Source organism: Streptomyces sp. WY228 (genome assembly GCF_019287315.1).
GTDB classification, from domain to species: Bacteria; Actinomycetota; Actinomycetes; order Streptomycetales; family Streptomycetaceae; genus Streptomyces; species Streptomyces caviscabies.
This window is the reverse complement of record NZ_CP079114.1, coordinates 5,493,377-5,509,324: the sequence shown is the minus strand read 5'-3', so window position 1 is coordinate 5,509,324 and position 15,948 is coordinate 5,493,377. Positions and strand designations below refer to the sequence as shown.

Genomic DNA, 15,948 nt, shown 5'->3' with positions numbered 1-15,948 from the left:
GCTGATACCGACATGGCTCTCGACGAACTGAAGTCCGCCATACCGGACTTCGCCAAGGACCTGAAGCTGAACCTCGGCTCGGTCATCGGCAACAGCGACCTCCCGCAGCAGCAGCTGTGGGGCACCGTGCTGGCCTGCGCGATCGCCTCGCGTTCGCCGAAGGTGCTGCGCGAGCTGGAGCCCGAGGCGAAGGCCAACCTCTCCGCCGAGGCGTACACCGCGGCGAAGTCGGCGGCCGCCGTCATGGCGATGAACAACGTCTTCTACCGGACCCGGCACCTGCTGTCGGACCCGGAGTACGGCACGCTCCGCGCGGGCCTGCGGATGAACGTCATCGGCAACCCGGGCGTGGAGAAGGTCGACTTCGAGCTGTGGTCGCTCGCCGTCTCCGCGATCAACGGCTGCGGCCAGTGCCTGGACTCCCACGAGCAGGTGCTGCGCAAGGCCGGCGTGGACCGTGAGACCATTCAGGAAGCCGTCAAGGTCGCTTCGGTGATCCAGGCGGTCGGTGTGACCCTCGACGCCGAGGCCGTACTCGCCGAGCAGTGACACCGCACCACCCCTGATACGAGAAGAGCCCCGAGGACGACCGACCGTCCCCGGGGCTCTTCTTTTCGCGTTCCGTGCCGCTCCGCTACTCCTGCGGCGGCCGGTTCTCCCGCGGGCGTTCGCCCGGCGCGTCCTCGGGACCGGGGGAAGCCGGTGGCGCCGCCGGGGCGGCCGTGGCGTGTGCGGGGGTCATCGACAGGGCGGTGGCCCCGTGGTGCCCGCCGCTCTCGCCCGGGGAGCCCGGTTCGCCGTACGAGCGCAGATAGCCGACCACCGTGTTGATCACGGCGACCAGCGGTACGGCGACCACCGCGCCGCCGATGCCCGCGACCAGCCCGCCGGTCGCGACCGCGAGGACCACCGCGAGCGGATGGACCCGCACCGCGCGGCCGAGGATGAACGGCTGCAGGATGTGGCCCTCGATCTGCTGCACCGCCAGGACCACCACCAGCGCCCACAGCGCGGTCCACACGCCCTCGGTGACCAGGGCGACGACCACCGCGAGCGCTCCGGAGACCACGGCGCCGACGAGCGGGATGAAGGCGAACAGGAAGATGAAGACGGCCAGCGGCACCGCGAGCGGCACATTGAGGACGTAGAGGCCGAAGCCGATGAAGATCGCGTCGATCAGGGCGACGAGCACCGTGCCGCGCACATACGCGGTCAGGGTGCGCCAGGCGCGCGGTCCGGCGCCGGCGACCCCGGGGCGGGCGGCGGCGGGCACCAGCTTGAGCGACCACTCCCAGATGCGCTTGCCGTCGTAGAGCAGGAAGAGCGTGGAGAACATCGCCAGCAGCAGCCCGGTGAGGAACTCCACCATCACGGTGACGCCCTGGAGCCCGGCGGAGGTGATCTCCTCGGTGTTGGTGCCGATGGTGTCGTTGAGGTTCTTGGCGAGGTCGTTGATCTGCGACTCGGTGACGTGGAAGGGGCTGTCGAGCGCCCAGCGCTTCAACTCGTCGATGCCGTCGCGGACCCGGTCGGAGAGCGTGTCGAGGTTCTCCATCACCTGCCACACCACGAACCAGCCGACCAGGCCGATGATGACGAACCCGAGGACGGCGGTCACGGCGGTGGCGAGCCCGTGCGGCAGCCCGAACCTCCGGAGCCGGACGACGGTCGGCTGGAGCATCGCGGTGACGAGCAGCGCGGCGGCGAAGGCCAGCACGACGAGCTGGACCGCGCTGATCACCCGCATCAGCACCCAGAGCGTCCCGGCGAGGACCAGGAGCCGCCAGCCGGCCTCGGCGGCGACCCGCATCCCCCACGGGATCGCCGCGACCGGATCGGGCTTGGCGGCGACCGAGGGGGCGTAACTGGGCGGCGCGGGCACCTGCCCGGGGTCGTCGGCCTCGGCGACGGCGGGGTCGCCTCGGAGCACGAGGGGTCCGTCGTCGTCGACGGCGCGCGCCCGTCGCTCCTCCAGTCGCGCGCCCAGCTCCGTCAGTTCGGAACCGAAGCGGCCCAGCCAGCCCGGCAGTTTCGACATGCTTGCTTTCCTTCCCCCATCTTCGCCGCCCAGCGCTGTCGGCACTCACCGCACACCGGGATGCGACCGTACACGCGCGAGGCCCCCCACCGTCTGGACGGTGAGGGGCCTCGCGAGGTTGAGAGGGCGGTCCGTGGACTTCGCTCGCTCCCTCTAATACCAGTTGTTGGCCTGCCAGAAGGACCAGGCGCCGCACGGGCTGCCGTAACGGCCGTCCATGTAGCTGAGACCCCACTTGATCTGGGTGGCCGGGTTGGTCTGCCAGTCGGCGCCGGCGGACGACATCTTGTGGCCCGGGAGCGCCTGCATCAGACCGTACGCCCCGGAGGACGGGTTGGTCGCGCGGTAGTTCCAGGTCGACTCGTGGTTCACGATGTTGCTGAAGCACTGGAACTGGTCCGCGGGGACCATCTGACGGGCCATCGCCTGGACCTCGGCCACGCTGTACGAGCCTTGCGCGGAGAACGAGGAGGCGTCGCGGACGGAAGAACGGCTGGCGCGCTCGGCGTCGTCCTTCTTCTTCTGTTCCGCCTTGCGCTCGGCCTCGACCCGGTCCTCGGCCGCCTGCTTCTTGGACTTGGCGTCCTTGGCGGCCTGGATGCGGGCCGACTCCTCGGCCGACTTCTTCGCGGCGGCGTCGGCGGCGGATGCCTGGGCATCGGCCTGCTGCGTCAGCGAAGCGGTCTGGACCGCGGCCTGCTGGCCCGCGGGGATGTCTGCGAGCAGCGTGGTGTCGGCTGCGGCCGCCTCGAAGTTGTTGTCGTCGGCGGCAGGAGTGCCGCCCGCAGCAACGCCTACGACGGCGCCTACGGTGGTGACCGCGGTGGCAGATGCCACGGCGAACCCCCGGACCGAGATCCGGCTCACATGGTGTCCTTCCAGCATCGCCCGCTTAGGTGACCTCGCGGGCGCGTTCGTGCCCCTGGCGCTGGCCTCCCTACTGCGTGGGTCACGGGAGGCACGGGCCCGATGGGCAACCCCGGTGAGGAGGCTGCCGCGTGGTGCTCGCGGGCGGCATACGGGCGTCTCGTGTTGAGTTGTGTGGTGCGTGGCGCCTCTGGAGGTGCCCAAGTGCCGTATGCGGGGCCTGACGGAAGCAAGACTCTGCCGGACGGGGACGCCAGGAGGCAATTCTGTGTTGCGTGGGAAAGGTCACACCCCGTTTGGGCCACCGGTTTTCCGGAAATGACGGCGCAGCACAATGCCGCCCGGCTAAGCTCCTTGGCTCGCCGGGCGGCATCAATGGGGCATGCGGGTCAGATGTGGCCTTCCTCCAGCATTTCGGTCACCAGCGCGGCGATCTGCGAACGCTCCGACCGCGTGAGCGTGACGTGGGCGAACAGCGGATGACCCTTCAGTTTCTCGACGACGGCGACGACTCCGTCGTACCGGCCGACCCGGAGGTTGTCCCGCTGGGCCACGTCGTGGGTGAGCACGACACGCGAATTCGCCCCGATTCGGGACAACACGGTCAGCAGGACGTTCCGTTCGAGCGACTGCGCCTCGTCGACGATCACGAACGCGTCGTGCAGCGAGCGGCCGCGGATGTGGGTGAGCGGCAGGACCTCCAGCATCCCGCGCCCGAGCACCTCCTCGATGACCTCGCGCCCGGCGACCGCCGAGAGCGTGTCGAAGACCGCCTGCGCCCAGGGGCTCATCTTCTCGGCCTCGCTGCCGGGGAGATAGCCGAGCTCCTGGCCGCCCACCGCGTACAGCGGACGGAAGACCATCACCTTCTTGTGCTGCCGGCGCTCCAGCACCGCTTCCAGCCCCGCGCAGAGGGCCAGCGCCGACTTGCCGGTGCCCGCGCGTCCGCCCAGCGACACGATGCCGACGTCGCTGTCGAGGAGGAGGTCGAGGGCGATCCGCTGCTCGGCGCTGCGCCCGTGGATGCCGAAGGCCTCCCGGTCGCCCCGCACGAGCCGCACATTGCCTTCGGCCGTCACCCGGCCGAGCGCCTTGCCGCGCTCGGACTGGAGGACCAGGCCGGTGTGCACGGGCAGCTCGGCGGCCTCGGGGACGTACAGCGTCTCCTCGCTGAACAGCAGGTCGATCTGTTCCCCGGCGAGGGACAGTTCGCTCATACCGGTCCAGCCGGAGTCCGTGATGGCGAGCTCCGCGCGGTACTCCTCGGCGAGGAGGCCCACGGAGGAGGCCTTGATGCGGAGCGGCAGGTCCTTGGAGACGACCGTGACGTCGTACCCCTCGGCCTGGAGGTTGCGTGCGACCGCGAGGATCCGTGAGTCGTTGTCCCCCAACCGGTAGCCGGCGGGCAGGACGCCGGGATCGGAGTGGTTGAGCTCGACACGGAGCGTCCCGCCCAGATCCCCGAGCGGGATCGGGGCGTCCAGCCGGCCGTACCGGACCCGGAAGTCGTCCAGCAGGCGCAGGGCCTGCCGGGCGAAGTAGCCGAGCTCGGGATGGTGCCGTTTGGCCTCCAGTTCCGTGACCACGACGATCGGCAGCACGACTTCGTGCTCGTCGAAGCGGGCCATGGCGCCTGGGTCGGCCAGCAGGACGCTGGTGTCGAGAACGTAGGTGCGCCTGTCGGGCATGCGGCGCTTAGTGCTGGTCACCACGGAAGGACGTACCCCCTCGGACGAGGTCGGGGAGTGCGACGAACGGTCGCGGAGCTTCCCGAAGGGAGAGGACGGACCGGGATCGGGCCCCACTGCGCGGGCCGGACCACGGCCTCCGCGTCGGCCGCACGCTGTGTACGGTCCTTCGTGTGCAAAGGGCCTCCCGGGCGAGCGGTCTTGGCGCCGCTCACTTGGACACGACATCCGCCTGGTTGATGACCGGACGTCGACCTGACAGGGGTATTCCCTTTATCGCGCGAAGCCATGCCGCCGCATATGACACGGTGTGGAGAAGTCCCGGTGGACGCGCGATGGCCCCCTCATATACGCGATGACTCCCCTATATAGAGGAGTCATCGGGCGGTACGCGTGCGGCGGGGCCGTTCAGGCGCCGTAGCGGCGGTGGCGGGCGGCGTAGTCGCGCAGCGCCCGGAGGAAGTCGACCTTGCGGAAGGCCGGCCAGAAGACCTCGCAGAAGTAGTACTCCGAATGGGCGCTCTGCCAGAGCATGAAGCCCGAGAGCCGCTGCTCGCCGCTGGTCCGGATCACCAGGTCCGGGTCGGGCTGGCCCCGGGTGTAGAGGTGCTCGGAGATCAGGTCGGTGGAGACGACCTCGGCCAGCTCCTCGAAGCTGGTGCCCTTCTCGGAGTGCTCCAGGAGCAGCGAGCGGACCGCGTCCGCGATCTCCTGGCGGCCGCCGTAGCCGACTGCGACATTGACGATTATTCCGTCGATACCGGACGTCGCCTCCTCGGCCTCCTTGAGGACCGTCTGCGTCTCGGCCGGAAGCAGGTCGAGCGTGCCGACGTGGTGGACGCGCCAGCGCCCGTCCGCGGCGAGGTTGCGCACGGTGTTCTCGATGATGCCGAGCAGCGGTTTCAGCTCGTGCTCGGGCCGGTCGAAGTTGTCCGTGGACAGCATCCAGAGGGTGACGACCTCGACATCGGTCTCGTCGCACCAGCCGAGCAGCTCGGAGATCTTGTCCGCACCGGCCTGGTGGCCCTGCACGGCCGATCCGCCGGAGGCCTTGGCCCACCGCCGGTTGCCGTCGAGGATGACCCCGATGTGCTTCGGCACCTGGTCGTGGTCCAGGCGGCCTTCCACCCGGCGCGCGTAGAGCCTGTACACCAGGTCGCGGAAGTTCACTGCGTTCACCCTCTCGGTTCCGTACGGGCCCGGGCCCGCCCTCCCCGTCGCCGGGGGTCCGGGGGCCGTCCCCCCACAGGGGATCGCTGCACGGTCTGCGGCGCCCGCGCGATCCCTCGGCGGCCGCGCCTCTACCACTGGCACGGGCCGCGCGGGTCTTCGCCGCGCCGCACATCGGCATTCCCCGAAGCGGCCACATTACTGCGATCGGGTCACGGGGGCCCAACCCGGTCTGTCACAACTCCGTGATAAGGAATGAAACGTGACTGATTACCTCTCCCCCGACCTGTACTACCGTGCCGCCGACACGCGCTACGACTCCATGGAGTACCGCCGGACCGGGCGCAGCGGCCTCAAGCTGCCCGCCCTCTCGCTGGGCCTGTGGCACAACTTCGGCGACGACCGGGCGCTGGACTCCCAGCGGGCGATCCTGCGCCGCGCCTTCGACCTCGGCGTCACCCACTTCGACCTGGCCAACAACTACGGCCCGCCGCCCGGTTCGGCCGAGCTGAACTTCGGCAAGCTCTTCGCCCAGGACTTCGCCCCGTACCGTGACGAACTGGTTATTTCGACCAAGGCCGGTTATCTGATGCACCCCGGCCCGTACGGCGAGTGGGGCTCGCGGAAGTATCTGCTGTCCTCCCTCGACGCCTCCCTCAAGCGGATGGGCGTGGACTACGTCGACGTCTTCTACTCGCACCGTTTCGACCCGCACACCCCGCTGGAGGAGACGATGGGCGCCCTGGCGTCCGCCGTCCAGCAGGGCAAGGCGCTGTACGTGGGCGTCTCCTCGTACAACGCGGAGCAGACCGCCGAGGCGGCCGGGCTGCTCAAGGAGATGGGCGTACCGGCGCTGATCCACCAGCCGTCCTACTCCATGATCAACCGCTGGATCGAGGACGACGGGCTGCTCGACACCCTGGAGGCGGCCGGGATGGGCTGCATCTCCTTCGTGCCGCTCGCCCAGGGCCTGCTCACGAACAAGTATCTGCAGGGCATCCCGGAGGGCTCGCGCGCCACCCAGGGCAAGTCCCTCGACCCGGGCCTGCTCTCCGACGAGGTGGTCCGCCGCCTCAACGGGCTCAACGACATCGCGCGGGGCCGCGGCCAGTCGCTCGCCCAGCTCGCCATCGCGTGGGTGCTGCGCGACAGCCGGATGACCTCGGCACTGATCGGCGCGTCCAGCGTCAAGCAGCTGGAGGAGAACGTGGCGGCCCTTGCCGGTCCGGCGCTGACCGCCGAGGAGCTGAAGGAGATCGACGCCTTCGCCGTGGACACGGCGGGCACGAACATCTGGGCCGGCCGCAGCTGACGTCGGCTCAACGGGCCCGGCCCGCAGGGGCTCCGGGCGGGTTCTCCGGCCCGGGCCTCGGGTCCGGGCTCCGGCCCACAAAAAAACGGGCCGGTCCGTGGGGGGGGGATACGGACCGGCCCGAGGGGGGGTTTCCACCATAACCCTTCGTAAGTGCCGGCGCGTGCCACGCCACTCCATCATTACTCTCCGAATTCGCCGGACCGCGCTCCGAGCAGGACGCATACGCGCCGAACCCCCGATATCGGCCCTCGTATCGAGGGGTCGCCGGACGCCGCCGCCTTGACGCCGCCGGGCGGCGTGGAGGACGGAACCTGACCTCTACGGGCCCTAGGTTCGAGGCATGACGACACGATCCCGTGGGGCCGCGGCCCCGCCCACGGCCGTGACCTGGGCCGGAGCGAACGCCCGGCGGCTGGCCCGCCAGCACCTCCACCCGGATGCCGCGGGCACCGAGCCGCCCTTCGCCTCCCCCGGCGATGCGGTGGCCGCGATGCTCGGCGCGCACGCCCAGGTGCTGTCGGCGGCCGAGCTGTCCGTGGGGCTGCGCGGGGACGGAACGACCCGTACGGACGTCCGTACGGCTCTGTGGACCGACCGGAGCCTGGTCAAGACGTTCGGGCCGCGCGGCACGGTCCATCTGCTGCCCGCCGCGGATCTGCCCCTGTGGACCGGGGCGCTGTCCGCCGTACCGACGGGCACGAGCCCCTTCGCCAAGGACGCCCGGATGACCCCGGACCAGGTGGAGCAGGTCGTCGCGGCCGTCGCGGCGGCGCTGACCGGGACGGAGCTCACGATCGACGAGCTCTCCGAGGAGGTCGTGGCGCGGACCGGGCCGTGGGCCGGGGACCTGGTGATGCCCGGGTTCCAGGCGATGTGGCCGCGCTGGCGCCAGGTCCTGCACCTGGCGGGCCACCGGGGCGCCCTCGCCTACGCCCCGAACCGGGGCCGGAAGGCGACGTACACCAACCCCGGGTGCGTCCCGCTGCCCGGCCCCGGGGCGCTGACGGCCCTGATCGAGCACTACCTGTACGCGTACGGGCCCGCCACCCCCGCTCACTTCGCCCGCTGGCTGGCCGCGCCGAGGCCCTGGGCGGCCGAGCGGTTCGCCGCGCTGGCGGCGTCGGGGGCGATCGAGGAGGTGACGTTCGCGGGCGAGGGCCCGGCCTGGGTGGTGGCGGGCGACACGGACTTCCCGGCGGAGGAGGTACGGGGCGTGCGCCTGCTCCCGTACTTCGACGCGTTCGGCATCGCCTCGTGGCCCCGCGAGAAGCTGTTCCCGGGGGCGGCGTACGAACGGGCCCTCGGGGGCGGGCAGGCGGGGAACCACCCGGTGCTGCTGGTGGACGGCACGGTGGCGGGCGTCTGGCACCAGCGCCGCTCGGGCCGCCGGATCGCGGTGACGGTGGAGCCGCTGAAGCCCCTGTCCGCGCCCCGGCTGCGGGCGCTGGAGGAGCAGGTGGAGCGGGTCGCCGCGATCATGGAGGGCACGGCGGAACTGACGGTCGGCGCGGTGACGGTGGGGCCGCACGCGTAGGGGCGGGCGTGCGGGCGGGTGACGTGCGCGTACGGGAGGGCGTGCGGGGCAGGTGACGTGCGCGTGCGGGGGGGGCGGCGTAGAACGAGACGCGGCGGGCGGGTCAGGGGCGGGGGTCGAAGCGGATCGCCATCGTGTCCCCGGCGATCACCACGAAGTCCCCCTCCTCGCACCGGATCACGGCCTGGAGCACCTCCCCCGCGGCGTCCCTGAGCTCCTGGGTGCCCACCACCGTCCACGCTCCCCCGTACGGCACCGGCGGCAGGAGGGCGGGCGGGGCGTGCTGCCAGCGGCTCGCCGGTACGCACCAGTCGGGCAGCCGCGGCCAGGTGCCCGGGGTGACGCGTAACGTCCGGTCGGAGGTACAGGTCAGCAGCACGGACTGGTCCTCCGCGAGGACGAACTCCACCGCCTCCGGCTCACCCGCCCGGCCTTCGGGCCGGTAGTAGACGCCGAGGACGGCGGTGATCCTGGCCCCCGTGAGCCAGTCGGCCTTGCCGTGCCGCGCGCGCCCGGCCGGCCCCGCACAGCCTTCCCTCTCCACGGTCATGAGCGCTTCCACTCCTTCGCTGTGCGTGCGTCCCGTCGAGTAGGACGGTGGCCCGCCCGATCCCGTTGCCTCCGGGGCAAGGCTGAACTGGCGTACGGGGTACGCCGGTTGACCGGCCGGCCGGGATCCGGCGGCCGCTACCGGGGCTTGCGGGCCTCGATCAGGAAGCGCGCGGTGCGGGCCCGGAACGGTCCTTCCGCCTCGATCCGCCGGTGCAGTGCGGCCAGTTGGGGCCGATACTGCTCGACGGTGAAGCCGGGCACCATCCAGATCACCTTGCGGAGGAAGTAGACCACCGCGCCGATGTCGCGGAACTCGGTGCGCAGGGTCTCGGAGCGCAGGTCCACCACGTCGAGACCGGCCGCCGTCGCGGCGGCCACCGCGTCGTCCGGGTGCCGGCCGCGGCGGACCTCGGGCGGCTGCGGCCCGAGGAAGTACTCCACGAGCTCGAAGACGCTGGCCGGGCCGACCTGCTGCGAGAAGTACGTGCCGCCGGGGGTCAGGACGCGCGCGATCTCCTCCCACCACGTGGTGACCGGATGACGGCTGACCACCAGGTCGAAGGCGGCGTCGCCGAAGGGCAGCGGCGGTTCGTCCGCGTCGGCGACGACGACCGCGCCGAGCGGGTGCAGCAGGGCGGTGGCCAGGGCGACGTTCGGCGGCCAGGCCTCCGTGGCGACGGTGACCGGCGGCAGCTTCGGCGCGGCGGCCAGCACCTCGCCGCCCCCGGTCTGGAGGTCGAGCGCGGCGTGGGCCCGGCCGAGCCGCTCGGCCATCGCGCGGGCGTACCCCCAGGAGGGGCGCTCCTCGGTGGCCCGGCCGTCGAGCCAGGAGAAGTCCCATCCGTCCACGGAGACCGCGTCGGCCTCGGCGACGAGAGCCTCGAACCGGTCGCGGGAGGCCGTGGAGACGAAAGAGCCGGAGGAGCCGGCGGAGTTGGCGGAGTCGGCGGAGCTGGAGGAGCTGGAGGAGTTCGAGGGTCCGGAGGTGCGGCCGGAAGGGGCGGGAGCGGATGGTTCGGGCATGCGGGAATCGTGGCAGGCGGTCGCGGGGCGCGCGAACGGATTCCGGGCGATCCTCCCTCTCACACCGCGAGCGCCCCCAGCAGCAGCCCGGTCAGCGCCCCGGCGATCATGAACGGGCCGAACGGGATGCCCGTCCTGCGCCCGGCCCGGCGCAGCAGCACCAGGCAGAGTCCGTACGCCGCCCCGAAGAGGAACCCGGCGAACCCGCCCAGGAACAGCACGGTCCAGCCGTACCAGCCGAGGGCCACGCCCAGGGCGAGGGCGAGCTTCACATCGCCGAAGCCCATGCCGTTCGGGTTGATCAGGAAGAGCAGGAAGTAGAAGCCGCCGAGGGCCAGGCCGCCCAGCAGGCCGGAGGTCCAGGATCCGGCGTGTCCGGGAAGCAGGGCGGCGCCGCCGAGGAGCAGGACGGCCGCGGCCGCCAGCGGCAGGGTCAGCGGGTCGGGCAGCCGGTGGACCCGGCGGTCGACGACGGCGAGGAGCACGGCGACCGGGGCCAGCGCCAGCCACCCGATGAGTTCGGGCCTGGCCCCGGTGGCGGCGGCGAGCGCGACACAGGCGACCACGGTGACCAGGGGGGCGAGGACGCCGGGGGCGTAGCCGGGCGACGCTCCCGGGGCGGCGGTTCCGGCGGCGGTGTCGCCCTCGGGTGCGATGGTGTCGCCCTCGGGTGCGGCGGGCGTTCCCGGGGCGGCGCAGGGCGCGCACCGGGCCGGGCCGAGCCAGCCGCGGACCGGGCCGGTGAGCGGATGGCCGGCGGGGCACGCCGTACGCCAGGGCTCCTCCGGCTCGACGGCGAACCGGTAGGCGGCACGCGGGATCAGCAGTCCGGTGACGGCACCCCAGACCGCGGCGACGGCGAGCAGCGCGGCGTCCACGGGACGACCCTAACGGGCGGCGGGAACAGGGGTCTTGGGCCCGGGGGCCCAGGAATGACCTTTCCGGGGCCCAGGCGCGGGCGTTCGGGAACCACCGGCGTGCGGCCGGGGCTACGGTCGGTGCCCATGAGGACATGGCGCGATGGCGACGGGACGCTCACGGTCGGCACGGCCTCCGAGGCCGGGGCCGGGGCCGGGCCGGGGGCGGCGGCAGGGGCCCGGGAGGTGCCGCTGCGGATAGCGGCCTCGTACCGGGCCCGTACCCGGGGGCTGCTCGGGCGGGACGGGATCGAGGGGGCGATGATGCTCACGCCGTGCGGGAGTGTGCACACCTTCCGGATGCGGTTCCCGATCGATGTGGCGTACCTGGACCGGAAGTTCAGGGTCCTGGCCGTCCGCACGATGAAGCCCGGCCGCCTCGGTCTGCCCCGGCTGCGGGCCCGGCACGTGGTGGAGGCGGAGGCCGGGGCCATGGAGCGGTGGGGGGTGCGTCCCGGCGTACGGGTGGAGTTGCGGGCGGCACCGGCCACCGCGCCGGACACACCCTAGGGCACTTCCCAGGAGCACGCGGCCTTACGGCGGGCCCGCGCCCAGCAGGGTCCAGGCCCCGTAACCGGCGGAGGCGCAGGCGAGTACGGCGAGAACGGCGGCCGTGCGTCCCGTGGTGCGCAGTCGCAGCAGGGCGACGGCGGGCGGGAGCAGCAGCGGGAACGCGGGCATCATCAGGCGCGGCCGGGAGCCGAAGTATCCGGCGCCGATCAGCGAGATGACGACGATCGTGAGGGCGTAGACGAGGACCGGGAGCGGCTGCCGCTGCCGTACGCAGAGCACCACCAGCCACCCGAGCAGCCCGAGCGCCGCGCAGAGGCCGAGGGCGGCGGGCCACGGGAGCCCGGCGATGAAGGCGGCGAGCGCGCGGCCGCCGTCGATGTTGTTGCCCCACTGCGCCTGGACGTCGAAGTAGGCGAACGGGCTGCCTTCGCGTACGGCGACGAACACCACGTACGCCAGCCAGCCGAGCGGTGCGAGCGCCACGCCCGCGATCATCCGGGCGTGGCGGCGCAGGACCGGACCGATGCCACCGCCACCGCGGCTGTCGCCCGCGCGGTACTCGCGTACGAGGGTGACAACGGCCGTGATCGCCAGGGCGGCGATGAGCGCCGCCGCCGTGGGCCGGGTGAGCCCCGCCAGGACGGTCAGCGCGCCCGCGACGATCCAGCGGCCCTTGAGTACGGCGTACAGCGCCCAGGCGGCCAGGGCCGTGAACAGGGTCTCCGTGTACGCCATCGACTGCACGAACGCCGTCGGGTACACGCCCCAGAGCGCGGCCAGCACCACGCCCGTACGCCGTCCGTACAGATGGGCGCCGACGGCGAAGACGCCCCAGGCGGCGACCAGCCCGGCCGTCCAGGCGACCAGGAGACCGGCGCCGCCGAGGGTGAGCGGGGTCACCTCGGAGAGGCCGCGTTCCAGGGCCGGGAGGAGCGGGAAGAACGCCAGGTCGGCGTGGACGGAGCCGTCCGGGAGGGCGACGGTGTAGCCGTAGCCGTTCTCCGCGATGCGCTGGTACCAGACGGAGTCCCAGCGTCCGCTGAGCGGCCCCAGGGGGTCCTTCCCGGCGGCGGACGCGGCCGCCCAGAAGACCAGGAGCCCCAGGGCCCGGGCGGCGGCGTAGACCGCGAGCGCGGGCGCGGCGGCCCGCAGCGCGACGGCGGCCCGGGACCCGGGGGTGCGGGGGCCCTGGGCCGGGCCGGCGGGCGTCCGGGTGCGGAGCTGGTGATCGGACATACGGCCGATTATGACGTCGTCGGGGGACGTTTCCCGCCACGGGCTCGCCTTCTCCGCCATGGGCGGGGGCGGGCACCGCCCGTGGCGGGACCGTCGGCCGGGCGGCAGGGTCGGCGGCCCGCCCGGCACGTCTCAGACGCCGAGCACCTCGTTCCCGAAGACCTTCCACGGCGACATCTCCACCGCGTCCATGACCGCCAGCTGCGGGTGCCGGGCCGCCGTCTCGTCCCGTACGGCGACCGTGTCCGGCCAGCTGTCGAGGTGCGCGGCGCCCTCGATGACGACGCCGTCCCAGTCGGTGGCGGATGTCGCGCCGCCGCGGTCGACGACGAAGCCGATGCAGAGCATGGAGGCCCTTCCCACCGTCCGCCGGATCGCGTTCACCGCACGCTCCCGTTCCGGCTCGGGCAGCTCCCCGACGGAGAACTCGACGGCGACGACACCGGCCCGGGCCCGCCGGATGCGCACCAGGAGGTCGAGGCCCGTGCCGGTCCACAACCGGAAGCCGACCTCGTGCAGCCGCTGGAGTCCGGCGAGGGACAGCAACTGCTCGCGGGTGACGGGCGAACGGGCGCCCAGGGAAGCGGAGTCGAGGCTGACGAGCACCGTACGGCCGGTCACCGGGTGCGCCGGACGGAGCCCCTCGGCCTCCAGGTCGCCCAGCAGCGTCCGGGCGTCCAGCCTGGTCCAGCCCAGGTGGTACGAGTAGAAGAATCCGGCACTCATGGACGCCCACCCCCATCGCTCTGCATCGCGGCGGCGTCGTGGTCGGCGACCCCCGGCATTCATGAGCGTACTGAGCTGTGGCCGGGGCGGCGTGGGCCCACGGGCCCACGGGCGGCCCCAAGCGGAACGGCCGCCACCCCCCGCCGCAACACCGCCCGCCCCGACCGCACTTGGGCCCGGCTTTGGGACCGGGGGCCCGGGCGGGGGCAGCTTTTCGGCCGTACGCTCTCAGCCGTCGGGCAACACGCGCGGGGTCGATGGAGAGGTGCACCGTGAGCGGTGGCGGGGGCTGGGGAGACCGGAGCGCGGGCCACATACCGCCGGGACGCCACGGCCTCGCGGGGCCGGGGTCCGCACACCACGGCCAACAGGGCAGCCGCTTCTTCGCGTTGACCCGAAGCTGGGTGATCGGCGGCCTCGTCTATCTCGCCCTCGGGTTCGTCATGAGCCGGGTCCTGGTCGAACTGCTGGGCACCGAGGAGCGGTTGGAGGCCTTCGGCTGGCGGCTGGCCCTGCTCCACCTGCCCGCCCTCGTCGTGACCCTGCTGACGGTCCTGGCCGCCGCCCGGATCCTGCCCGAGGAGCACCGCGAGTCCTCCCGCACCCTGTATCTGCTCGCCGCCCTGGCCGTACCGCTGGCCGGCCTGGTGTACGGCTTCGCCGTCGCCGGGGAGGTCGTCGGCATCGAGGGCGTCCTCATGCCGGCCGTCTCGCTGGCGGCCGGCGCGGCGTCGGGGGTGGCGGTCGACCGGCTGCTGGAGGAGCGCGCCACCCGGACCCCGGAGCCGCCCCGGTACTCGTACAACTGGCGGGACAGCGGCGCGACGGCGATGGAGTACCTGGGTCTCGTCGTCCTCGTCACCATGCTGATCGGCGCGATGGCGATGGCCGGGGTCGGCGGGAAGATCGGGGACCGGCTGCGGTGCGCGATCAGCTCGCTGGCCGGTGGCGGCGGCTCCTGTTCCTCCGGCGGCCAGGACCCGGAGGCGAAGCCGAAGACCGACGCGGACTACGAGCCCAAGATGTGCCAGATCTCCACCATCTCGGACACGGCGGGCGGCAAGGTCAAGATCGGCTGGTTCGAGTGGGGCGAGGAGTACGGATTCCAGCAGAAAGTCTCGCAGGCGAGCACTGATGTGAACGGTGACGGGAAGGTCGACGGCGACGACAAGGTCGTCTCCATGACGTTCACCGACGCCGCCTCCGCCGGGGCCACCGCCAGCACCCCGGGGGTGAAGCTCGGCAGCCTCGGCAAGGCGGATGTCGACATCGGCGGTGGCATCAAGATCACCAACGGTGACACCTGGATCTTCTCCAGCGAGGAGGAGGCGCAGAAGATGCGGGACGACATCGAGGAAATGAAGATGTGGGAGACCTCCACCAAGCACAGCGGCGCCTACGGCGGCGGCTGGTACTCCGCGATGAAGTGGGCGGAGAAGAAGGAGGACATCGAGAAGAAGATCGGCGACAAGAAGATCTCCTACTCGACCGTCGGTCTCAACGCCTACGCGGACGGCGGTCTCTCCGTCAAGGGCGGCGACGAGGACGAACTCGGCGCCAAACTGGGCGGCAAGGCGAAGTTCTCGCCCGAGGTGACGATCACCAAGGACGACGTGAACGGCAACGAGTCGTACACGTACACCGCCAAGCTCGAACTGGAGGGCAAGGCGAGCGGGAACGTGGGCCCGATCAAGGGGACCGTGGGAGCCAAGCAGAACCGCACCGGCGCGATCACCGTCACCCGCGACCAGAAGACCGGCAAGATCGTCCGTATCGACATGACGCAGACCGTGGAGAGCGGTTCGACCTCCGGCAAGGTGGAGGTCGGCGGCGACAACGGCGAGAGCGGCCAGGACAAGCGCGGCGGCAAGGGCAGCGCGTCGGACTCCTCGGGCGAGACCGGCATCGACGTGGTGACCAACTCGATCGTCTTCGGCAAGGACACCGACGCGGCGACCGAGGCGAACCGGGCCGTGGCCGAGCAGTGGCTGGGCGGCTCGGGCAACAACACCGCCCCGTTCGAGTACCTCTTCGGCGACCACGGCATGGAGAACCGCCCGGAGGGCAACGACCCCTTCCAGCAGCTGATGTTCGAGGACGGGCTGTCCAGCTCGATGCGGTACACCGGTGAGAGCGACGCCCAGGAGTTCGGCTTCGAGATCTCCCTCGGCATGAGCCTCGGGTTCTCGGTCTCCACGGAGCAGAAGAAGGAGTCGCTGGAGGACGCGCAGTTCCTCGGGGCCCCGCAGGGCGACCGGCGCACGTATCTTCCGTACAGCTACTGCGCGAACTGAACGGGCGGTGACAGAGACGATGAGTACCGGAACGCGGACGACGCGGACGGCACGGACGACGTGGACGACGTGGAC

General features: G+C 72.0%; 14 protein-coding genes. 5 read left to right on the top strand and 9 right to left on the bottom strand.

The window, feature by feature from the left end:
- Positions 1-12: 12 nt before the first annotated feature.
- A complete protein-coding gene (locus KV381_RS24295; RefSeq protein WP_030082625.1) occupies positions 13-549 on the top strand; it encodes an alkyl hydroperoxide reductase in 537 nt (178 codons plus the stop codon).
- Positions 550-634: 85 nt separating this feature from the next.
- Here KV381_RS24295 and KV381_RS24290 read toward each other — a convergent pair whose 3' ends face one another.
- From KV381_RS24290 to KV381_RS24275, 4 genes are all read right to left on the bottom strand, one after another.
- Entirely contained in the window at positions 635-2,038 is a 1,404-nt protein-coding gene (locus KV381_RS24290) for an AI-2E family transporter (RefSeq protein WP_218786243.1), read from the bottom strand.
- A 153-nt stretch (positions 2,039-2,191) separates the two neighbouring features.
- Positions 2,192-2,905, bottom strand: a complete 714-nt coding sequence (locus KV381_RS24285) for a transglycosylase SLT domain-containing protein (protein WP_030082623.1) — start codon at positions 2,903-2,905, stop codon at positions 2,192-2,194.
- Between the two features lie 389 nt (positions 2,906-3,294).
- On the bottom strand, positions 3,295-4,617 hold the full coding sequence (locus KV381_RS24280) for a PhoH family protein (RefSeq protein WP_030082622.1): 1,323 nt from the start codon (positions 4,615-4,617) through the stop codon (positions 3,295-3,297).
- A 384-nt stretch (positions 4,618-5,001) separates the two neighbouring features.
- On the bottom strand, positions 5,002-5,763 hold the full coding sequence (locus KV381_RS24275; protein WP_030082621.1) for an isoprenyl transferase: 762 nt from the start codon (positions 5,761-5,763) through the stop codon (positions 5,002-5,004).
- Between the two features lie 262 nt (positions 5,764-6,025).
- On the opposite strand from KV381_RS24275, the gene mgrA reads away from it, so the two are divergent.
- Positions 6,026-7,075, top strand: coding sequence for an L-glyceraldehyde 3-phosphate reductase (mgrA, locus tag KV381_RS24270; RefSeq protein ID WP_030082619.1), 1,050 nt, complete (start codon positions 6,026-6,028; stop codon positions 7,073-7,075).
- 343 nt (positions 7,076-7,418) lie between these two features.
- The gene (locus KV381_RS24265) at positions 7,419-8,612 is read left to right on the top strand and encodes a winged helix DNA-binding domain-containing protein (RefSeq protein ID WP_218786240.1); all 1,194 of its coding nucleotides are present in this window, start codon (positions 7,419-7,421) and stop codon (positions 8,610-8,612) included.
- A 103-nt stretch (positions 8,613-8,715) separates the two neighbouring features.
- Here the strand turns inward: KV381_RS24265 and KV381_RS24260 are convergent, their stop codons facing one another.
- The 3 genes from KV381_RS24260 to KV381_RS24250 form a co-directional block, all read right to left on the bottom strand.
- The gene (locus KV381_RS24260) at positions 8,716-9,162 is read right to left on the bottom strand and encodes a hypothetical protein (protein ID WP_218786237.1); all 447 of its coding nucleotides are present in this window, start codon (positions 9,160-9,162) and stop codon (positions 8,716-8,718) included.
- Between the two features lie 137 nt (positions 9,163-9,299).
- Positions 9,300-10,187, bottom strand: a complete 888-nt coding sequence (locus tag KV381_RS24255) for a class I SAM-dependent methyltransferase (RefSeq protein WP_256995144.1) — start codon at positions 10,185-10,187, stop codon at positions 9,300-9,302.
- A 59-nt stretch (positions 10,188-10,246) separates the two neighbouring features.
- Positions 10,247-11,065 (bottom strand): A24 family peptidase, encoded by an 819-nt coding sequence (locus KV381_RS24250; RefSeq protein ID WP_218786235.1) that lies wholly within the window; start codon positions 11,063-11,065, stop codon positions 10,247-10,249.
- Positions 11,066-11,191: 126 nt separating this feature from the next.
- Here KV381_RS24250 and KV381_RS24245 point away from each other — a divergent pair, with 126 nt between their 5' ends.
- Complete coding sequence (locus tag KV381_RS24245; RefSeq protein ID WP_218786232.1) at positions 11,192-11,614, top strand: DUF192 domain-containing protein; 423 nt, start codon at positions 11,192-11,194, stop codon at positions 11,612-11,614.
- Positions 11,615-11,638: 24 nt separating this feature from the next.
- On the opposite strand, the gene KV381_RS24240 is transcribed toward KV381_RS24245, so the two are convergent.
- A complete protein-coding gene (locus KV381_RS24240; RefSeq protein ID WP_218786230.1) occupies positions 11,639-12,853 on the bottom strand; it encodes a hypothetical protein in 1,215 nt (404 codons plus the stop codon).
- Between the two features lie 132 nt (positions 12,854-12,985).
- Positions 12,986-13,579 (bottom strand): hypothetical protein, encoded by a 594-nt coding sequence (locus KV381_RS24235; RefSeq protein WP_030082601.1) that lies wholly within the window; start codon positions 13,577-13,579, stop codon positions 12,986-12,988.
- Positions 13,580-13,851: 272 nt separating this feature from the next.
- On the opposite strand from KV381_RS24235, the gene KV381_RS24230 reads away from it, so the two are divergent.
- Positions 13,852-15,873 carry a hypothetical protein gene (locus KV381_RS24230; protein WP_030082599.1) on the top strand — a complete coding sequence of 674 codons (2,022 nt, stop codon included), beginning with the start codon at positions 13,852-13,854 and terminating at the stop codon, positions 15,871-15,873.
- The last annotated feature ends 75 nt before the right edge of the window (positions 15,874-15,948 follow it).

Coding starts and splice junctions, on each gene's coding strand:
- KV381_RS24295 (WP_030082625.1), top strand. CDS start 13: ATGGCTCTCGACGAACTGAAGTCCGCCATACCGGACTTCGCCAAGGAC.
- KV381_RS24290 (WP_218786243.1), bottom strand. CDS start 2,038: ATGTCGAAACTGCCGGGCTGGCTGGGCCGCTTCGGTTCCGAACTGACG.
- KV381_RS24265 (WP_218786240.1), top strand. CDS start 7,419: ATGACGACACGATCCCGTGGGGCCGCGGCCCCGCCCACGGCCGTGACC.
- KV381_RS24260 (WP_218786237.1), bottom strand. CDS start 9,162: ATGACCGTGGAGAGGGAAGGCTGTGCGGGGCCGGCCGGGCGCGCGCGG.
- KV381_RS24255 (WP_256995144.1), bottom strand. CDS start 10,187: ATGCCCGAACCATCCGCTCCCGCCCCTTCCGGCCGCACCTCCGGACCC.
- KV381_RS24245 (WP_218786232.1), top strand. CDS start 11,192: ATGAGGACATGGCGCGATGGCGACGGGACGCTCACGGTCGGCACGGCC.
- KV381_RS24240 (WP_218786230.1), bottom strand. CDS start 12,853: ATGTCCGATCACCAGCTCCGCACCCGGACGCCCGCCGGCCCGGCCCAG.
- KV381_RS24235 (WP_030082601.1), bottom strand. CDS start 13,579: ATGAGTGCCGGATTCTTCTACTCGTACCACCTGGGCTGGACCAGGCTG.